Here is a 20,375-nt window from a genome sequence, read left to right on the forward strand (position 1 = left end):
ATGAAGACTCGCTACCTGATCGCCGAAGCCTACCTGCATGTGCTGGCCTTCGCCCTGCTCGGCCTGGGCCTGGTCAGCCTGCTCGGCTTTCTCGCGGTCGACCAGCCGAGCCGGCACAGCGTGGTGCTGCTGCCGGACAGCGCGCTGCTGGCGCTGCTCGCCGGCGCGCTGCTGCTGGCCGCCATTCGCCGCGCCTGGCGCAGCCTGCTGCTGTGCGCGGCGCTGCTCGCCGGCCTGACGCTCTATACCCTGGTGCACAACCACCTGGCCGGCGGTTCGGATCAGGGCCCGTCGCTGGTCAGCGGTTTCCTGCGCATGCGCAGCGGCCTGGCGCTGATCCTGCTGGCGATTGCCGCGGCCATCTGCCTGGGCCTCGGGCCCAAGCCGGCGCGGCTGCTGGCGCAGCTGATCGGGGTGGCGGTGATGCTGCTGGCGCTGCTCGCCCAGCTGGCCGGCCAGCAGCCGAGCCCCGGCCTGCTCAACCTCGGTTTCAAGTATTCCTCGACCCATGTCGCCAACCTCTTCACCCTGCTGCTGGGCCTGGCGGCAGTGCTGCATAGCTGGCTGCCGATCGGCCAACGCGGCCAGCTCGACCGCCTGAGCCAGGCCGCCGGGCTGTTCGGCGTGCTGCTGACCTGCGCCGGCTGGTACCTGCTCAGCCTGCAGGCCATCGAGGCGCTCAGCCGCGAGAGCGACCTGCTGCTGTCCAAGGTGCAGACGGCCACCAGCCGCACCCTGGACGAACACCTGACGCTGATCCAGCGCATGAGCGAACGCTGGCAGGCCAACGGCGCGCTGCCCTCGCCGCGCCTCTGGCAGCAAGAGGCCGGCAGCTACCTGCGCGACTTCCCCAGCCTGGAACTGGTCGCCGTGCTCGACCGCCAGCTGCAACCGCACTGGCTGGAGGCGCGCGGCAACGACGAGGCGCAGTGGCTGCGCAGTTTTCTCGCCGATGGCGACAACCAGGCCTGGCTGCAGCACGTGTTCGACGACGGCCACGCCCACCTCAGCCCGGTGCGCGCCTACGGCGAGGCCGCCGGGCTCAACGCGCTGGTCGCCACGCCGCTGAGCCTGCCCGGCGCGCCGACTCGCCTGCTGGTCGCCAGCCTCAACGTGCACGACGTCATGGCGCATGTGCTGGGCCCGCAGTTGAGCGGGTTCATCGTGCGCGCCTACGAGCACGAGCAACCGCTGTACGACTCCAACCAGGCCCGCTACAACCGCTTCAACACACCGGTGGGCGAGCGCCTGGTGCCCATCGCCGAGAGCACGGGCTGGCGCCTGGTGTCGGTGATCAACCGGCCGCAGGCGCTCAACAGCGCCGGTTATCTGCCGGCCCTGGTGATGCTGTTCGGCCTCACCCTGAGCTTCCTGCTGATGCTCAGCCAGCGCCTGGCCTGGCTGGCCAACGAGCGCTCGCAGCGCCTGGCACGGCTCAACGACCAGCTGCAGTTCAGCCTGGCCGGGCAGATGCGCGCGCAGAAGCTCAACCAGCGCATCATGCAGTTCACCCTCGACGTGCTCTGCTCGGTCGACGGCGAAGGCCGCTTCCGCGAGATCAGCCCGTCCTGCGAGAAGCTGTTCGGCTACAAGCCCGAAGAGCTGATCGGCCGCCGCTACCTGGACCTGGTGCTGCCCGAGGACCGCCAGGCGACCGAGGCGGAGGCCGCCGCCATCATGGCCGGGCGGCCGACCCGCACCTTCCGCAACCGCTACCGCCACCGCGACGGCCAGGTGCTGCACGTGCTCTGGTCGGCCGACTGGTCGCCGGAGGAGCAGACCCTGTTCGCCGTGGCCCACGATATCACCGCGCTGGTGCAGAACGAGGCCTATGCGGAAAGCCAGCGCGACATCCTCAGCATGATTTCCACCGACCGCCCACTGCGCGAAGTGCTCGAGGCGATCTGCCAGATGGTGGAAATCCAGCAGCCCGAGGCGTTGTGCTCGGTGCTGCTGCTCGACGACAACGGCCAGCACCTGCACACCGGCGCCGCCCCCAGCCTGCCGGAGGCCTACAACCGCGCCATCGACGGCGTCGCCATCGGCCCGAACGCCGGCAGTTGCGGCACCGCCGCCTTCCGTAAGCAACTGGTGGTGGTCGAGGACATCGAACGCGACCCACTGTGGCGCGACTACCGTGAACTGGCCCGCCCGCACGGGCTCAGGGCCTGCTGGTCGTTCCCGCTGATATCCCACCAGGGTCAGGTGCTCGGCACCTTCGCCATCTACCAGAGCTGCCCCAGCGCGCCGGACGACGAGCAGATCCAGCAACTGGCCAATGCCGCGCAGCTGGCGGCCATCGCCATCACCCGCAGCCGCGACCGCCAACGCCTGCAGGAGAGCGAGCAGCGTTTTCGCTCGCTGTTCACCTTCAACCCCGACCCAGTGTTCTCCCTCGACCTGCAGGGCCGCTTCCTCAGCCTCAACGGCGCCGGCGTGCAACTGACCGGCATCGGCGAGGTGCTGATCGTCGGCGAACACTTCTCCGGGATGATCGCCAAGGCCGATCGCGTGCGCACCGAGCAGCACTTCGCCGCCGCCTGCACCGGCATCCCGCAGCGCTACGAAACCCATATTCTCGGCCCGGACGGGCAGCAGCTGGCGCTGGACATGACCAACCTGCCGATCATGGTCGACGGGCAGATCGTCGGCATTTTCGCCATCGCCAAGGACATCAGCGAACGCGAACATATGACCGCAGCCCTGCACCAGGCCCTGGAGCGCGCCGAACGCAAGACCGAGCAGTTGCGCGGCCTGAGTGCGGCGGCCATCGCCACCGCCAAGCTGCTCGACCACCAGGCGCTGATCGACTACCTGGTGGAACAGGCACGTCTGGTCGTCGGCGCACATCAGGCGGTGCTCAGCCTGACCCGCGGCGACGACTGGGCCCAGTCGATCAGCGGCGTTTCGCTGTCGGACAAGTACGCCGCCTGGCGCAGCTACGCGACGCGCCCGGACGGCAGCGGCATCTATGCGCTGATCTGCCAGGACAACCAGCCGCTGCGCCTGAGCCAGGCCGAGCTGGAACGCCACCCGCACTGGTGCGGTTTCGGCGAGCATGCCGGGAAGCACCCGCCGATGCGCGGCTGGCTGGCCGTGCCGCTGATCGACAAGGACGGCCGCAACCTCGGCCTGTTGCAGCTGTCGGACAGATACGAAGGGGAGTTCGAAGAGGACGATCAGGTGATTGCCCAGCAGTTCGCCCAGATGGCCGTGTCGGTGCTGGAAAACAGCCGCCTGTTCAATGAAGTGCTCGCCGGCGACCAGCGCTTGCAGCAGCAACTGGAGTTCACCTCGGCGATCACCGACAGCATGGCCGAGGGTCTGTTGGCGGTGGATGCACGGGGCTGCCTGAGCTTCCTCAACCCGGCGGCCCAGGCGCTGTTGCAGCAGGGCGAGCAGGGCCTCAGCGGCCAGTCGCTGGCCCAGGTGCTACCGCTGCAGCCCAGCCAATGGCCACTGCCGACGGCGGACGACGAGGCCGTGCAGGGCGAACTCGTCCTGCACGGCGAACGCCCGCGCACCCTGCTCTACGACGCCCGGCCGCTGAGCGGCAGCGGCGACGGCGGTTGGGTCATCGTACTGCGCGACATCACCGCGCAGCGCCTGGCCGATCAGGCGCTGCGCGAACGCAACCAGTTCTTCAACCTGTCGCTGGACATGTTCTGCATGATCGGCCAGCAGGGCCAGTTCATCCAGGTCAACCCGGCCTTCGCCAGCACCCTGCGGCATACGGCAAGCGCGCTGATCGGCCAGCCCTACCTGGAGCTGATCCATCCCGAGGATCGCCGCCTGGTGGAGAATGCCATCGAACAGCTGCAGCGCGGTGCCGTGGTCAAGGACCTGGAGATCCGCGTGCACGATTCCAGGGGCCAGCAGCTCTGGCTACAACTCAGCGCGGCACTGGCCGACGATCAGGTGATCTACTGCGCCGCCCGCGACATCAGCCTGCAGCGCGCGGTGGCCGAGCAGGTGCGCCAGAATAGCCTGCTGCTGAGCTTGGCCGGCCACATCGCCAAGCTCGGCGGCTGGTCGATCGAGCTGCCCGGCCGCCAGGTGGTCTGGTCGGAGGAAATGCACAGCCTGCTCGGCTTCCCGGTCGGCACCCTGCCCGACCTGAGCGAAGGCCTGCAGCTCTACCCGCCAGCCTATCGCGAACGGGTGACCGAGGCGGTCGAGGACTGCATCGAGCAGGGCATCGGTTTCGACCTCGACGTGGAGATGCTCGACGCCCATGGCAGGCACCTGTACGTGCAGGTGGCCGGCCAGGCAGTGCGTGACGACAACGGGCAGATCGTGCGCATTTCCGGCGCCCTGCAGGACATCAGCGAGCGCAAGCAGGCGCTGAAGCAGGCGCAGCGCCTGGCCGAGCGCCTGACGACCACCCTGGAGAGCATCAGCGATGCCTTCTACACCCTCGACAACGATTGGCGCTTCACCTACATCAACCCCGAGGCCGAGCGGCAGCTGAACATCAGCGCCGCCGCCACCTTGGGGCAGAGTGTGTGGACAGCCTTCCCCGGCTCCTACGACAGCGAGCTCGGTCAGCGCTACCACCAGGCCCGACACGACAACCAAGCCTGCCACTTCGAGACGTTCTACGAACCCTTCCAGCGCTGGTTTGAGGTGCATGCCTACCCCTCCGAGGAAGGTCTGGCGGTGTACTTTCAGGATGTCAGTGAACGCCGAGCTAATCAGGAACAACTGAAACGCACGCTACTCGAACTGGCTCGCAGCAACCGCGAGCTGGAGGAGTTCGCCTTCGTCGCCTCGCACGACCTACAGGAGCCGCTGCGCAAGATCCAGGCCTTCTCCGAGCGCCTCGCCAAGCGCAGCGACGGCCTCGACGACGACGGCCGCGACTACCTACAGCGCATGACCTCGGCGGCGGCGCGCATGCAGGCGCTGATCATCGACCTGCTCGACTACTCGCGGGTCAATACCCGCGGCCAGCCGCTGCAGAAGCTCGACCTCGACCCGTTGCTCGACCAGGTGCTGCAGGACCTGGAAACCGCCCTGGAACAGAGTGGCGCGCAGGTCCTACGCGAGCCGCTGCCGCCGGTGCGGGGCGACGCCAGCCAGTTGCGCCGGGTGCTGCAGAACCTGCTGAGCAATGCCCTGAAATTCCAGCACGCCGGGGCAAAGCCGCTGATCCGCATCTATGCCGAACACCCGGGCGACGAATCCTGGGTCCTGTGCATCGCCGACAACGGCATCGGCTTCGACGAGAAGTACCTGGACCGTATCTTCAACCCCTTCCAGCGCCTGCACGGCCGCGAAGCCTACGCCGGCACCGGCATCGGCCTGGCCATCGTCAAGAAGATCGTCGAGCGCCACGGCGCCAGCATCACCGCCAGCAGCGCCCTCGGCGTCGGCAGCACCTTTCGCATCAGCTTCCCGCCAATGGACAAACCCACGCAATGAACGCACAACAACCCGTACACATCCTGATCGCCGACGACGACCAGGACGACTGCCTGATGACGCGGGAGGCGTTCGCCGAGTGCCGCATCGGCAACCCGCTGCACTTCGTGCATGACGGCGAGGCGCTGCTCGACTACTTGCGGCGGCATGCGCCCTACGACGACGAGGAACGCTACCCGCTGCCCGGCCTGATCCTGCTCGACCTCAACATGCCGCGCATGGACGGCCGCGAGGCGCTGCACGCGATCAAATCCGATGCGCTGCTGCGCGGCATCCCGGTGGTGGTGCTGACCACCTCGTCGGCCGAGGAAGACATCCTGCGCAGCTACGACATGGGCAGCAATTCGTTCATCACCAAGCCGGTGACCTATACCGGCCTGCTCGAGGTGGTGAGGACACTCGGCCGCTACTGGCTGGAAATCGTCGAACTCCCCGTGGATGGCAAGCCTGTATGACCCGACTCGAAAGCCACTGGCGCCTGTTGCTGATCGACGACGACGAAGACGACTTCGTCATCACCCGCGACTTGCTGCGCCAGGCGACGGACGCGCCGCTACAACTGGACTGGTGCGCCGATTACCAACAGGGCCTGGCCAGCATCCTCGCGCAGGAGCACGACCTGTACCTGGTGGACTACCGCCTCGGCGCCGAATCGGGCCTGGAGCTGATCGAGCAGGCGCGCCAGGCCGGCGCCAGCCGACCGATCATCCTGCTCACCGGCCAGGGCGACGCGCGCCTGGACGCCAGCGCCATCGCCCTGGGGGCGGCGGACTACCTGGTCAAGGGCGCCTTCGACAGCACCCAGCTGCTGCGCAGCATTCGCTACGCCATCGACCGCGGCCGGGCCACCGCGCGGCTGGCGGAAAGTGAGCAGCGCTACCGCCTGTTGTTCGAGTCCAATCCCGAGCCGATGTGGGTGTTCAACAAGGAAAACCTGCGTTTTCTCGCCGCCAACCTGGCCGCGACGCGCTTCTTCGGCTACTCGCAGGCAGAGTTCCTGGCGATGAGCGTGCTGGATATCCGCAGCCGCGAAGAGCAGCAGCGCTTCCTCGCCTACTTCAACTCCAACCTGCGCGATGTGTCGATCGCCAACCCGGAGGCCGGCTTGTGGCGCTACCGGCACAAGGCCGGCCACGAGGTCATGGCCGAGGTGCTGGTGCATGACTTCGAGTTCGACGAGCAGCCCTGCTGCCTGGTGCTGGCCATCGACGTCACTGAGAAGCAGCGCGCGCGCGAGGAGGCCACGCGGCGCGAGCAGTCGTTTCGCAAGCTGCTCGACGACACCCGCGACGCCCTGCTGGTGGTCGACGGCGAAGGCGCCCTGCGCTACGCCAACCCGGCCGCCGAGCAGTTGTTCGACGCCAGTCAGGCGCAGCTGCTGCAGCTGCGCTTCGACCTGCCGCACATCAGCGAAGACCTCTTCGAGTGGAGCCTGCAGACGCCGGCCGGCGACGAGCTGGAGGTGGAGATCCAGCTCTCCGAGACCGACTGGGAAGGCCAGCAGGTGCGCCTGCTGTCGCTGCGCGACATCGGCGAACGCAAGGAGTCGGAGAAGCAGCTTCGCCTGCTCAAACGCAGCCTGGAAGCCAGCTACAACGGCGTGGTGATCGTCGACGCGCAGGAGTTCGACCACCCGATCATCTACGTCAACCCGGCCTTCGAGCGCATCACCGGCTACAACGCGCACGAGGTCATCGGCCACAACTGCCGTCTGCTGCAGAGCGGCGAGCGCGACCAGGTCGCGCTGGACGTCATCCGCCACGGCCTGGCGCAATCCAGCGAAGCCCATGTGGTGCTGCGCAACTACCGCAAGGATGGCAGCCCGTTCTGGAACGACCTGTACATCTCGCCGGTGCTCGACGAACGCGGCGAACTGACCCATTTCGTCGGCGTACAGAACGACATCAGCGAGGAGATGCGCTACCAGGACGAGTTGAGCTTCAACGCCAGCCACGACGTGCTCACCGGCCTGCCCAACCGCACCCTACTGGAAGACCGCCTGCGCCAGGGCTGCCAGATTTCCCGACGCTACAAGCGCAGCCTGGCGGTGATGTTCATCGATCTGGACGGCTTCAAGCCAGTCAACGACTCCATGGGCCACCATTTCGGCGACCAAATCCTGATTGAAGTGGCCCTTCGGATGAATACTCAGGTACGCCCTGGCGACACCGTGGCTCGCATGGGCGGCGACGAGTTCATCGTGCTGCTGCCGGACCTGGCGCGCGAGGAAGACGTGCTACAGGTTGCCGAACGCCTGCTAGCCGATATCGCCCGGCCTTACCGCATCGAAGGCATCGACCTGCACGTCACCGCGAGCATCGGCATCACCCTCAGTGACGGCCTGCTGGAGCAGCCCATGCAACTGATCCAGCAGGCCGATCTGGCCATGAACAAGGCCAAGCAGGAAGGGCGCAACAACTACCAGTGGTTCACCAACGACCTCAACCAGCGCGTCGGCGAGCGCGTGGTGCTGCGCAACGAACTGCAGAAAGCCATCGAGAACCGGGACTTCACCCTCTACTACCAACCCCAGGTCGACGGCCGCAGCGGCCGGGTGGTTGGCCTCGAGGCCTTGCTGCGCTGGGAACACCCGAGCCGAGGTTTCATTTCGCCGGTGCTGTTCGTGCCCATCGCCGAAGACACCGGGCAGATCATCCCACTCAGCCAGTGGGTGCTGGACACCGCCTGCCGGCAAATCAAGGCGCTGTGCGAACAGGGGATGACCGGGCCGAGCGTGGCGGTGAATATCTCACCGGTGCACTTCCAGCGCAGCAACTTCGTCGACAGCATCAGCGCCCTGCTCAGCAGGCATGGCCTGGATGCCGAGCTGCTGGAGCTGGAGATCACCGAAACCGTGCTGCTGCACAATGCCGAGCGGGCCGTCGAGACCCTGCACCAGCTCAAGCGCCTGGGCGTGAAGATCGCCATCGACGATTTCGGCACCGGCTTCTCCAGCCTCAACTACCTCAAGCGCCTGCCCATCGACAAGGTCAAGATCGACCGCTCCTTCGTCCAGGAAATCATCAGCGACCGCCACGACGCGGCGATCACCCAGGGCATTATCTCCATGGCCCACCACCTGCGCCTGAAGGTGATCGCCGAGGGGGTAGAAACCGAGCCGCAATTCGCCTTCCTGAAGAAGAGCCACTGCGACGAATTCCAGGGCTACTATTTCGCCAAGCCGATGCCCTTCGCCGAGCTGCAGGACTTCCTGCGCGCACGCATGCTGACCCTGGAACCGGGCCATCCGACCGGCAAGGAGCAGGAGCAGGAGCAGGAGCAGGAGCAGACCTTGCTGCTGCTCGACGACGAGGAGAACATCCTGCGCGCCCTTGCTCGCCTGCTGCGCCGCGACGGCTACAAGATCCTCATGGCTACCCGCGCTCAGGACGCCTTCGAGTTGCTGGCCAAGCACGACGTGCAGGTGATCCTCTCCGACCAGCGCATGCCGGAGATGAGCGGCACCGAGTTCCTAAGTCGGGTCAAGGACCTCTACCCGAACACCATCCGACTCGTGCTGTCGGGTTACACCGACCTCAAATCGGTGACCGATGCGATCAATCAAGGCGCCATCTACAAGTTCCTCACCAAGCCTTGGGACGACGGGTACCTGCGCCAGAACATCCACGAGGCCTTTCGCGAATACCATGCGGCACATAAAAGTAACTGAAGATTATCTGGCGAAGCTCGAGACGACCCAACAAGCACCTGATAATGGAGATCGCTCACTATGGAGACTTTGTCTGCATATTCAGACGTACATGAGATGAGTTCACGATACTCTGTAACTGAACGCAGAAAGGCACTAATCAAGCACGCTCGCCAAGGTGAGAAGCTGGAACGGATGTCCCGGGCGACATACTCAATCCTGATCTGAATATTCAGGCGGCCAAAGGCCGAGAGCCACTCCACCAGCCCAGCAGACTGTGGCCGCACAAGGCCAGAAGAATGATGGTGCCGCCCAGCAAAACCTGACCGCTTGGAGCCTCGTCGAGCAGCCACCAGACCCACAAGGGTCCCAGTACTACTTCCAGAAGCAGTAACAGGCCCACTTCAGTGGCACTGATCCAACGCGGCCCCAGCTGTATCAGCATAAACGCCAGCGGCAGCAGCACGCCGGCCATCACTGCCAGCACCAACCACTGCTGCACGGCAAAGTCCGGAGTACCACCAAAGACGAAACCTAGTAGCGACACCAGCAGCGCTCCGGGGATCAATGCAGGGCTCATGTCCACCGCCGGCTGGCTGCGTGCCAGAGTGAAATTACCAGCCAGCAAAGTGGCTGCCACCAGGGCCAGAAGATTTCCGCTCAGGCTGCTGCCCGGTGACTCATCCACGACGATCAACAGCACGCCACCCAGGCACACCATAATGGCCATCAGGGTGTGCAAGGCCAGGCGCTCGCCCAGCCAAACCCAGGCCAAGGCGGCAGCAATCAGAGGCGACAGACTGAAGATCAGCAACGTACTGGCCGCCCCGGCCAATCCCATAGCATGCACAAAACACAGGGTACTGAAGCAGTAACAAAGCGCACAGCCAAGGCCGGTCCAGCCACACCGGTGAAATGCCCTGGGCAGCTCAGTACGATAGCGCCAGGTCAACAGCAAGCCGAGCCCGAGCGCCATCAGCAGGCCGCGCCAGGCCAGGATCTGCATGGCATCACCGGCCAACCAGCGCAGCACCAGGGCATCTGGAGAGATCACCAACATGCCCAGGGTAGTGAGCAGCAAACCCTTCTGTCTGTCACGCATCCCGGTATTCCTTCAAGGCCATCGAATGAGCGGCTGCACACTCCCCTCTCAGCGCGGCCCCCAGCTGTCTACCAGCAAGCTGCCAAAGCCCTGCGGTCGGTGTACGCAGCCTGCCAGTTGCAGGGTGTGCCAGAACAGCGCCTGGTTACTTGAGATCACCGGCAAACCGAGACGCTTTTCCAGTGCATCAAGCAGGCCCAAGGTACGTAGGTTGGTACAGGCGAGAAACAGCGCATCGACTCGTTGACCGGCGAGCAGCTCCAGTGCCGCCGCCTCGATTGCAGCAGCCGGGATTCGCGGAATCTCGGCGTCATCCAGCACGGCGAAGGTGCCGAAGGCCACCACCTCGTGACCAGCCTGCTGCAAGCCCTGGTGAAGTGGGTAGTTCACTTCACCGATATAGGGTGTCAGCACAGCAATGCGCCGCGCATCGAGGCCGCGTAAGGCGGCTTTGACCGCGCTCCAGGGATTGCTAACTGGAACCCCGGGATGAGCCTGACTGAGCAGGCGAGTCACCTGCTGCTCGCCGATCAGCATACTGCCGGAGGTACAGCCGAACGCCAGCACATCAAGCGCCAGCCCTGGAACCAACAGGGAGCTGGACTGGGCAAGATTCTGCGCCAAACCGCGCAGACCTTCAGTGGTCACGGTAGGGCTGCAGGGTGTGCGCGTACTGTACAACTCGACCCGCTCGCCGAGCAGTTGACGCCACTCGTTCTCCAGGGTGAAGTCGCTGGCCAGCTGCACCAGGCCGATGCGCACATGTCCGTCATCCGTTGTGCGCTGGAAGGGGAAGATCCGTTGCAGACTCTGGAAGTCAGCGAAAGAGAGGCTCATTTCAGACTCCCTCGAGTAGACGCGCAGCATAGTTGGCGATGGCGGTATCCTGCACACCCGTGCCCGTCAGGTCGCACACACTGATCTGTTCGGCACTGCTGCGCAGGGAGCGGCCCGCGGCAATCAGGCTGCCTAGCTCGAACACCTCACGCTGCAGTGCCGGGGCATGATGCAGCTCGCCAAGGGCCTGCGACTGGCTGAGGCGGTCGACCACCACTAGGTCGGCACTGGCCAGGATGGTGGGCTCCAGCTCGTTCTTGTGCGGGTTGTCCGAACCCATAGCGGTGACGTGGATACCCCTTGGCAGGTCGCTCCAGCGCAGCACCGGTTCGCGTGCCGGGGTAGTGGTGACCACGATGTCAGCCTCGGCGCAGGCGCTGGCGGCACTGGTGTGCACGGTCACCGGCAAGCCGTGATGGGCACGCATATGAGTGGCATAGGCCTCGGCCTTGGTGTGGTCGCGGGCGTATACATGTACCTCGTGGATATCCCGAACCAAGCGCAGGGCCGCGACCTGCAGTTCGGCCTGCAGACCGGCGCCAATCACCGCGACGCTGTGCGCATCGGCGCGGGCCAGGTGCTTGGCGGCGATGGCGCCGGCCAAGGCGGTGCGGATGTCGGTCAGGTAGCCCTCGTCGAACAACACCGCCTCGACCAGCCCGGTCCTGGCCGAGAACAGCAGCATCAGGCCATTGAGGCTGGGCAAACCCAGCTTGGGGTTATCGAAGAATCCAGGGCTGATCTTGATGGCGAAACGCGGCCAGCCACGGATATGTGCGGTCTTCACATCGACCTCACCGTTGCTCTCGGCGATGTTCATGCTGAGGATCGGCGGCATCTCCACCTCGCCACGACCAAGGGCAGCGAAGCCGGCCTCGACCGCCTCCAGGGCAGTCGCATCGAGCTTGACCCGCTCTGCGATCTGCTTGCGCTTATAGATATGCATCGGGACGCTCTCCAGCCAGGCGGCAGGCCTCGGCAAAGGTTTCATTCGACAGGTTCTGGCCGCTGACCACAAAGGCCACACGCCGCCCCGACAGCTCCAGACGATGCTGTTCGACGGCAGCGACGCCAACGGCAGCTGCCCCCTCCACCAGCATCTTTTCTTCATGTAGGAAATGCAGCATGGCGCGGGCAATCTGTGCCTCGTCGACCTTGTAACCGCGATCCATGTAGCGCTGGGTCATGGCCAAGGTCCAGGCGTTGTCCAATCCAATACCGCCTCCCAGGCTATCGGCCAGCGAGTGCACCTCCGGCACTTGCAGCGGATGGCCGGCGGCGAGACTGGCGAGCATCGCCGCCCCCTCGCGCATGCTCACGCCAACCACCTCGGCGGCAGGGTTGACGCTCTTGACCGCCAGGCCGAGGCCGGCGATAAGGCCGCCGCCTGAGAGACCAGCGAACACCAGGTCGATGTCCGGCTGCTCTTCCATGATTTCCAGGCCACAGGTGCCCTGACCTGCGATCACCAGCGGATCGTCGAAAGGCGGAACATAGGCCAGCCCCTGTTCATCACGCAGGCGGCGTGCCTCGCGATCGGCGTCATCCTGGCAGTCGCCATGGATTACCAGTTCGGCGCCGCTCTGTCGCAGCGCCTCGACCTTGTTGTTTGGCACCAGGTGCGAAATGCATACCGTGACCGGGATGCCCAGGTGCTGCCCAGCATAGGCAAGGGCGCGGCCGAAATTGCCGGTGGACATGGTCACCACACCACGTTCCCGCTGTATGGGCTCAAGACCGAGCAGTGCATTGAGCGCGCCACGCAGCTTGAAAGAGCCGGTAGGCTGCAGGCAGTCTAGCTTTAGCCAGACTTCGCAGTCCCAGCGCCGCGACAAGGCTTCGGAGCGCACCAAGGGTGTACGCAGGGCCAGCCCGGCGATACGCCGGCGGGCCCGGTAGATATCCTGCAGGCTCAGTTGTTGTTGCATGCCAATCCCCAGAGAAGCGCTTTAAACCAAAGCGGCGGGAGACTCCCATGAATCCCCGCCACGTTACCTGGTTGCCTTATTTGGCCTGCCAGGCGCCGCTACTGATCAGCTTGTCGGTGACCTTGTTCACCGCACGCTCGGCACGGGCAACGATGTCGTCCACCTCGCCACGGGTGACCACCAGCGGCGGGGCGAAGCCGAGGATGTCACCGTGCGGCATGGCACGAGCGATCAGTCCCTCTTCCAGGCAGGCTGCGGAAACCATCGGACCGACCTTGAGGTTGGGGTCGAAGTGTTGGCGCTTGCTACGGTCGCTGGAGAACTCCAGAGCGGCGAGCAAGCCGATGCCACGAACCTCGCCGACCAGCGGGTGCTCGGCGAAAGTCTGCTGCATGCGCTGCTGCAGGTAGGCACCGGTATCCCGGGCATTGCCAGTGAGGTTCTCGCGCTCGATGATATCCAGGTTGGCGATGGCCGCCGCAATGCCCATGGGGTGCCCGGAATAGGTGTAGCCGTGGCCGATGGCACCGTAGGTATCGGTGCCCTGCTCCAGTACTTGCCAGACGCGCTCACCGACTATCACCCCGGACAGCGGCTGGTAGGCCGAGGTCAGCCCCTTGGCCACGGTGATCAGGTCCGGCTTCATCTCGTAGTACTGCGAACCGAAGTCGACACCCAGGCGGCCAAAGCCACAGACCACCTCGTCGGCGATCAGCAGGATGTCGTACTTGTCCAGCACCTTGCGGATCTCCGCCCAGTAACCCTGCGGAGGCGGCACGATGCCGCCGGTACCGAGCACCGGTTCGCCGATCATCGCCGCGACCGTATCCGGGCCTTCGGCGAGGATCATCTCCTCGAGTTTCTGCGCACAGTAGCGGGAAAATTCCAGTTCGCTCATGGCGTCGTCGGGACGACGATAGTAGACCGGCGCCACGGTGTGCTTGATGCGCTCGAGCGGCAGGTCGAAGTGAGCGTGGAACACCGGCAGGCCGGTCATGGAACCGGAGGCGATACTCGAACCGTGATAGCCACGGTCGCGGGAGATGACCTTCTTCTTCTCCTTACGGCCGAGGATGTTGTTGTAGTACCAGACCAGCTTGAGCTGGGTTTCGTTGGCGTCCGAACCGGACATGCCGTAGTAGACCTTGCTCATGCCCTGGCCGGCGAGCGTGACGATGCGCTCGGACAGGGTTGCCATGCCCTCGGTGGTGTGGCCGACGTAGGTGTGGTAGTAGGCCAGTTGCTTGGCCTGCTCATAGATCGCCTCGGCCATCTCGTTGCGGCCATAGCCGATGTTCACGCAGTACAGGCCAGCGAAGCCGTCGATGAACTGGTTGCCCAACGAATCCTGGATACGGATGCCCTGGGCGCCGGTGATGATCCGCGCCGGGCTCTCGCCATGGGCATGTTGCTTGAGATGGGTGGAGGCGTGAAACACGTTCTGGCGGTCGATCTCGATGATCTTCTGGGTGTCGATGGTCATGGCAGTGCCCTCATGGAATTCGTTTGTGGTTGGTGCCGTTGCGGTTTTCCGGCGAAGACCGCGTATTCAGTAGGTTTCAGTTATTGGAAACGTAGCGAGCGCTGGCCAGGTGGTGCATCGCGCATGACGCCCGCCGCAGATCTCAACTGCCGCTTGCACTGGGCAGACCACCCAGGCAGTAGTACTTGATCTGGCTGTACTCATCGAGGCCATGGCGTGAGCCCTCACGGCCGAGGCCGGACTGCTTGACGCCACCGAATGGCACGGGCGGGCCGGTCATCTTCACCGAGTTGACGCTGACCATGCCGAACTCGAGGCCGCGCAACAGCCGCCAGACCGGTCGCATGTCGTGACCGTAGACATAAGCAGCCAGACCGTATTCGGTGTCGTTGGCCTGGGCGATCAGTTGCTCCAGGTCGTCCCAGGCCAGCACGCCGGCCACAGGGGCGAAGTTTTCTTCCCGATACACACGCATATCCGCGGTCACATCGGCCAGCAGGGTCGGCATGAAAAAGTTGCGCCCCGGCGCCTGACCCTGGTCGCCGACTAGCAGGCGCGCGCCCTTGGTCACTGCGTCGTCTACCAGTTCCTGGGCCTTGGCCACCGCCTTGGCGTTGATCAGCGGCCCCTGATTGACCCCGCGGACCAGACCGTTGCCCACTGTCAGCTCGCCCATGCGCCGGGCAAAGGCCGCCAGAAACGGTTCATACAGTGAGCGATGAACAAAGATGCGATTGGCCGCCAGGCAGTCCTGGCCAGTGGTCTGGAACTTGGCGTCGATCGCCGCCTGAGCAGCCTGCTCCACGTCCATGTCTGGAAGGACGATGAAGGGCGCGTTGCCGCCCAGCTCCATCGAGCACTTCTTCACCGTGGCTGCAGCCTGCTGCAGCAACAGGCGGCCGACCCGGGTCGAGCCGGTAAACGACAGTGCCTTGACCTTGTCGCTGGCACAGAGCACCTGGGAAACCATCTCCGGCTCGCCAGTAATGACGTTGAAAACTCCGGCGGGGAAGCCGGCACGTTCCGCGAGCTCGGCCAGGGCCAAAGCGGAGAACGGCGTCTCGCCAGCCGGCTTGACCAGCACAGTGCAGCCCACAGCAAGGGCCGCGGCGGCCTTGCGAGTAATCATCGCGCAGGGAAAGTTCCACGGCGTGATCAGCGCGGCAACGCCGATCGGCTCGCGTACGCTGCCCAGTTGGGCGTCGCGAATGTGGCTGGGGATGGTCTCGCCGTAAGCGCGCCGCGCCTCCTCGGCGAACCAGCGAATGAAGGACGCGGCGTAGTCGATCTCGCCACGGGCCTCATCCAGCGGCTTGCCCTGCTCGAGGGTCATCAGCCTGGCCAGGTCTTCTTTGTTCTCCAACAGCAGATCGTGCCATTTACCGAGTATCACGCCACGTGCGTCCACCGACAGCGCACGCCAGGCCGGCAAGGCGGCTTGCGCCGAATCGATGGCGTGCTCTACCTGGTTCGCGTCCAGCTGGGTGCAGCGCCCGATTGTTTCTTCGCTGGCTGGATCGATGACCGCTTCATCGCGCCCCTCGTGACCGGCAACCCATTTACCGTTGACGTAGGCCAACTGGCGAACCAGGCGTGGATCTTTAAGCATGTGCATGGACGGTATCCCCTCTACTTGCTTTGCGCAGCGGGTTCGCGGCGCAAGGCGTGGTGCGTGTTTACGGCTTCCACTTTAGGGTTTGCCAGTCAGCGATTTTTTCTCTTCAAAGGGGGCGAGTGGGCTGTTTTTTTTCTTTGCCGGTGGCGTGCTGATGTTTTTTTCTGCACCACGGGCCAGGGACAAAACGGCAGCATCAAGGGGGGACAGGGTGGCTTACAGAAATGCCGGCTAGGCTTCTTCACCGTCTAGCATCAGCGGAGGTTCACTGTGTTTGATGGTCTTGGTCACGATGTAAGTGAAGTAACGCTCGATGCCCAAATCGGTCATCAGCCAGCGGTCGATAAGGCGCTGGTACTGGTCGATGTCGCGCGCCATGACCTTGACAATATAGTCGATGCCACCACCAGTGGCGTAGCACTCGGTGACTTCAGGACATTCCTGCATGGCATTTTCAAAACGCTGGAAGGCTTCACGGTTGTGCTGTTTAAGGCTGATCTCGACCATCACCGAGGCACGTTTGAGCAGAATCTCGGTATTCAGCTGGGCACCATAGCCGCGAATGATTCCGGCCTCCTCGAGACGTTTGACCCGCTCCCAGCAGGGGCTGATAGATAGGTTGATGGCTTCGGCCAAGCTGGACTTGGTGATCCGCCCATTGCACTGCAGGATGCGCAGAATCTTCAGGTCATAGCTGTCCAGACGCATAAACGGCTCCACGGCGAAAAAGGCCGCACCCCGCCACGGGGGCGAGGTTGCTCGGCATAAGTGTTGCTGGGATCGATCTGCAGCATGGCTCTCGTTGCGCCTAACCCATCCTGCATGCCTGCCCAGAACGTTGGCCCGCCCCGAACAGAGCAACACTGCAAAAAAAACCGGCGGAGTGGCCCGCCGGCAACAGGGGTTACTGCTTTTCCAGCTCCATGATTTCCTGCTCCAGGGCCTTGAGCACAGAGCCGGCTTCGGGGCCGGCCAGTTGCACCAGCTTCTCGCGCATAGGTTGACTGGCTTTGCGGAAAGCCGCCTGCTCGTCTTCGGTCAGACGCACCAGTTGGATACCCGGTTTGGCCTGTTTGATCTTTTCCAGACGCTCATCGTTGTACTTGGCCTGGGTCTCGAAGATGTAAGGCGCCAACTCCTCCACAGTCTCGTCGATAAGTGCACGCTGCTCGGCAGGCAGCCCCTGGTACCAGGACTCGCTGGACAGGACGGCAACCGTGAACTGTTGGTGTCCCGACCAGGTCATGACATCGTTGACCTCATAGAACTTCATTTCCTCGATGGCGAAAACCGGGTTCTCCTGGCCATCGATCATCTTCAGCTGCAGAGCACCATAAACCTCGGAATAAGGCAGCGGAGTAGGGACAGCACCGAACGACTTATAGGTTTCCACCAGCATCGGTGAGGCCATAACCCGCATCTTCACGTTGGCGAAATCGGCCGGCTTGCGCACCACCTTGTTGGTGGTCCAGACCATATCGCCTTCCGGGTACATGCTCAGCAAACGTAGGTTGCGGGTCTTCAGCTTGTCGGCAACAGGTCCGTAGATTGTTGGGCTCTCGGTCAGCAGCTTGAGGTTCACCGCATTGTCCTGGGATAACAGGTAGGGCACCGAGAACACCTGCATGCCTGGAGCGGTGGAGCCAAGAATGCCGGTCGAGCCATGGGTGAACTGCAGGACACCGTTAGCCACAAGCTCCGTGAGATCTTCCGACTCGCCCAGCGCACCGTATGGATAGACAGTAACGCTGATCTTGCCACCGCTCTTATCCTCGATCAGTTGCTTGAACTTCTGGGCGTAGGCGTCCTGCACGCTGCCGCTGATTTCCTCAAGGGCAAATTTCCATTCCTCTGCAGCCGCCAGGCTCGCCTGGCCAATCAGGGTCAGCCCCATCGCTGCGGTCAGGACCATTTTCTTCAGTGTGCTTAGGGTGCTCATGGTGAGGTCTCCGCTTGCTGTTATTGTCATTTGGTTGCGACCGGACCTGCCGGCCTCTAGCTTTCGACGATGTCGGCGATTACTGCCAGGGTGTCGCCGATGTCCACCAGTGCGGGAAAACGTCGGGCAACCAGGAGCCCATCCCGTTCTGCACGATATTCCACGGCCGGCGTGCCGGTGCGCTCGAACGCATGTACCCGCGCAACGAGGTCGCCTCGCTTGAGGCGATCGCCCAGGCTACGGGTGAGTTCGAGAATGCCGCGATGGGTGCTCTGCACGTAGCAACTGGCATCGGGCATATCCAGTTGCAGCCGCGGCTCGTCGGCAAGCTCCAATTCGCCAGCGAGAATCCCGGCAAACTTTAGGAAGTTGCGCACACCACGATCGGCCAGGGCCATGGTTTCGGGGGTACTGGTGCCGCCGCCACGCAGTTCGGTGGTGACGAACACCTTGCCCTGGGACTCCACCGCCGTGTCGTACAACGAAGCTGCATCCAGCTCGAAGAGAATCATGCTGGCGGCAGTACCGAACAGGCGTGCACCTTCGATGCACTTGGCCTCCTGCTGTGCGTCCGGTAGTCGGTGGGCCGCGGCGAACGGCAGGATGTCCAGGGTCTTGCCACCGGAATGTATATCCAAGGCATAGTCACACAACGGAATCAGGTGCCGCTGAAAGTAATCGGCGATACGCTCGGTCATGCTCCCTGTAGGGTTGCCGGGGAAAGAGCGGTTCATGTTGCCTTTGTCGATCGGCGAGGTACGGCTGCCGTTCTGCACGGCCGGGTAGTTCATCGCCGGGACGATGATCACCCGCCCCTGGACGTCCTCTGCCCGCAGCTCTCCAGCCAGCTTGAGCAACGCGGTGATGCCCTCGTATTCGTCGCCGTGGTTGCCACCGGTGAGCAGCGCGGTAGGACCCACGCCGTTCTTCACCACGCTGATAGGGATCATGATGCAGCCCCAGGCCGACTGGTCATGGGAGTACGGCAGCTTGAGGAAGCCGTGCTGCACACCGTCTCGCTCGAAATCGACCGTGGCACTGAGGGTGGTGGCACGAACCTCGGCAACGCTCGATCGCGTGTTTGCCTGCAGCTCCGCTTCGGATGAAATATTCATGGTTGCGCTACTCATCTCAGGCCTTCACGAATAACTGTCGCGGGAAGTCGCAAAGGGTTTCCATCCCGCTCTCGGTAATCAGGATGCTCTCGGTGGTCTCCAGGCCCCAATCATCCAGCCACAGGCCCGGCATAAAGTGGAAGGTCATGCCAGGTTGCAGCACCGTGGTATCGCTCTCACGCAGGCTCATGGTGCGCTCGCCCCAGTCCGGCGGATAACTCAGACCGATTGGATATCCGCAACGGTTATCTCCGCGATCGTAACCGTAACGACGCAGGGTGCTGTTCAGCTCCCTGGCGATGTCACCGCAGGTATTGCCCGGTTTGGCGACCGCCAGACCCGCCTCCAAGCCAGCGTTGATCGCCTCCTCGGCCTTGCGAAAAGCGGCTGACGGTTCGCCCAAGTAAAGAGTGCGCGACAGCGGGCAGTGGTAGCGTTTGTGGCAGCCGGCAATCTCGAAGAAGGTACCTTCCCCCTTCTTGAACGGGCGATCGTCCCAGGTCAGGTGCGGCGCCGAAGCGTCCTTGCCCGAAGGCAACATGGGCACGATAGCTGGGTAGTCGCCGAACTTACCCTCGTGACCGACACAGGCAACCCGATAGATTTCACCTACCAGCACGTTCTTCGGCAGACCCGGTTCGACCATTTCGATGATCGCCCGATGCATGTTCTCGACGATGCGCGCGGCCACACGCATGTACTCGATTTCCAGCGGCGACTTGACCGCTCGACACCAGTTGACCAAGCCAGTGGCATCGACCAACTGTGCCTGCGGCAGACCACGTTGCAGCGCCTGGTGCGAAGTGGCGCTGTAGTAGTAGTTGTCCATCTCCACGCCGATCGTGCCGCTGGTCCAGCCTCGTGCCGACAGTATTTCCTGGCACAGGTAGTCGAGGGCGTGATGCGGTGGGTTCATCACGTAGCGGTCGCTGTAGGAGGCGATATCCTCCTCCGACATGTAGACGGTGCGACGCGCGCCATTGGCATCGATGCCACGGCCGTACCATAACGGGTTGCCGTGCTGGCCAATCACCACGCATTGCGGAGTATAGAAAGACCAGCCGTCATAACCGGTAAGCCAGGCCATGTTGGATGGATCATGCACGATCAGCGTCGTGACCCCCCGCTCAGCCATGGCGGCACGCACCTTGGTCAAACGCTGGGCATACTCTTCACGGCTGAAATTCAAAGCGATTTCACTCATGACAGCATCTCGAAAATGAACGCGACGGCGTTCAGGTCTCTATCCAACCGCCCGCACCAGCCGGGCGGTTATGCAATGT

13 protein-coding genes are annotated in these 20,375 nt (G+C 63.7%); 3 read left to right on the top strand and 10 right to left on the bottom strand.

Annotation, left to right across the window (positions count from 1 at the left end; translation table 11 throughout):
* Genes ACIGKL_RS01530 through ACIGKL_RS01540 form a run of 3 tightly spaced genes read left to right on the top strand, consistent with a single transcriptional unit; the run spans position 1 to position 9,094 of the window.
* On the top strand, positions 1–5,424 hold the full coding sequence (locus ACIGKL_RS01530; RefSeq protein WP_397484974.1) for a PAS domain S-box protein: 5,424 nt from the start codon (positions 1–3) through the stop codon (positions 5,422–5,424).
* Entirely contained in the window at positions 5,421–5,879 is a 459-nt protein-coding gene (locus tag ACIGKL_RS01535) for a response regulator (protein WP_397484975.1), read from the top strand. The genes ACIGKL_RS01530 and ACIGKL_RS01535 overlap by 4 nt, the downstream gene beginning before the upstream one ends.
* Positions 5,876–9,094, top strand: coding sequence for an EAL domain-containing protein (locus ACIGKL_RS01540; protein ID WP_397484976.1), 3,219 nt, complete (start codon positions 5,876–5,878; stop codon positions 9,092–9,094). The genes ACIGKL_RS01535 and ACIGKL_RS01540 overlap by 4 nt, the downstream gene beginning before the upstream one ends.
* 211 nt (positions 9,095–9,305) lie before the next feature.
* Here the strand turns inward: ACIGKL_RS01540 and ACIGKL_RS01545 are convergent, their stop codons facing one another.
* The 10 genes from ACIGKL_RS01545 to doeA all read right to left on the bottom strand — a co-directional run bounded on the left by ACIGKL_RS01545 (position 9,306) and on the right by doeA (position 20,296).
* Positions 9,306–10,175, bottom strand: a complete 870-nt coding sequence (locus tag ACIGKL_RS01545; protein WP_397484977.1) for a DMT family transporter — start codon at positions 10,173–10,175, stop codon at positions 9,306–9,308.
* Positions 10,176–10,223: 48 nt separating this feature from the next.
* A complete protein-coding gene (locus ACIGKL_RS01550) occupies positions 10,224–11,012 on the bottom strand; it encodes an aspartate/glutamate racemase family protein (RefSeq protein ID WP_397484978.1) in 789 nt (262 codons plus the stop codon).
* Between the two features lies 1 nt (position 11,013).
* A complete protein-coding gene (locus ACIGKL_RS01555; RefSeq protein ID WP_397484979.1) occupies positions 11,014–11,958 on the bottom strand; it encodes a cyclodeaminase in 945 nt (314 codons plus the stop codon).
* On the bottom strand, positions 11,945–12,940 hold the full coding sequence (gene eutB / locus ACIGKL_RS01560) for a hydroxyectoine utilization dehydratase EutB (protein ID WP_397484980.1): 996 nt from the start codon (positions 12,938–12,940) through the stop codon (positions 11,945–11,947). The genes ACIGKL_RS01555 and eutB overlap by 14 nt, the downstream gene beginning before the upstream one ends.
* A 76-nt stretch (positions 12,941–13,016) precedes the next feature.
* Positions 13,017–14,423 (bottom strand): aspartate aminotransferase family protein, encoded by a 1,407-nt coding sequence (locus tag ACIGKL_RS01565; RefSeq protein ID WP_003449903.1) that lies wholly within the window; start codon positions 14,421–14,423, stop codon positions 13,017–13,019.
* 142 nt (positions 14,424–14,565) lie between these two features.
* Entirely contained in the window at positions 14,566–16,038 is a 1,473-nt protein-coding gene (locus ACIGKL_RS01570; protein ID WP_397484981.1) for an NAD-dependent succinate-semialdehyde dehydrogenase, read from the bottom strand.
* 231 nt (positions 16,039–16,269) lie between these two features.
* Positions 16,270–16,746 carry an Lrp/AsnC family transcriptional regulator gene (locus ACIGKL_RS01575; protein ID WP_397484982.1) on the bottom strand — a complete coding sequence of 159 codons (477 nt, stop codon included), beginning with the start codon at positions 16,744–16,746 and terminating at the stop codon, positions 16,270–16,272.
* 196 nt (positions 16,747–16,942) lie between these two features.
* Entirely contained in the window at positions 16,943–17,977 is a 1,035-nt protein-coding gene (gene dctP, locus ACIGKL_RS01580) for a TRAP transporter substrate-binding protein DctP (RefSeq protein WP_397484983.1), read from the bottom strand.
* A gap of 56 nt (positions 17,978–18,033) precedes the next feature.
* A complete protein-coding gene (doeB, locus tag ACIGKL_RS01585; RefSeq protein WP_397484984.1) occupies positions 18,034–19,092 on the bottom strand; it encodes a N(2)-acetyl-L-2,4-diaminobutanoate deacetylase DoeB in 1,059 nt (352 codons plus the stop codon).
* Between the two features lie 16 nt (positions 19,093–19,108).
* The gene (gene doeA, locus ACIGKL_RS01590) at positions 19,109–20,296 is read right to left on the bottom strand and encodes an ectoine hydrolase DoeA (protein ID WP_397484985.1); all 1,188 of its coding nucleotides are present in this window, start codon (positions 20,294–20,296) and stop codon (positions 19,109–19,111) included.
* Between the last annotated feature and the right edge of the window lie 79 nt (positions 20,297–20,375).

The organism is Pseudomonas sp. NPDC077186 (genome assembly GCF_044543505.1).
GTDB lineage: Bacteria > Pseudomonadota > Gammaproteobacteria > Pseudomonadales > Pseudomonadaceae > Aquipseudomonas.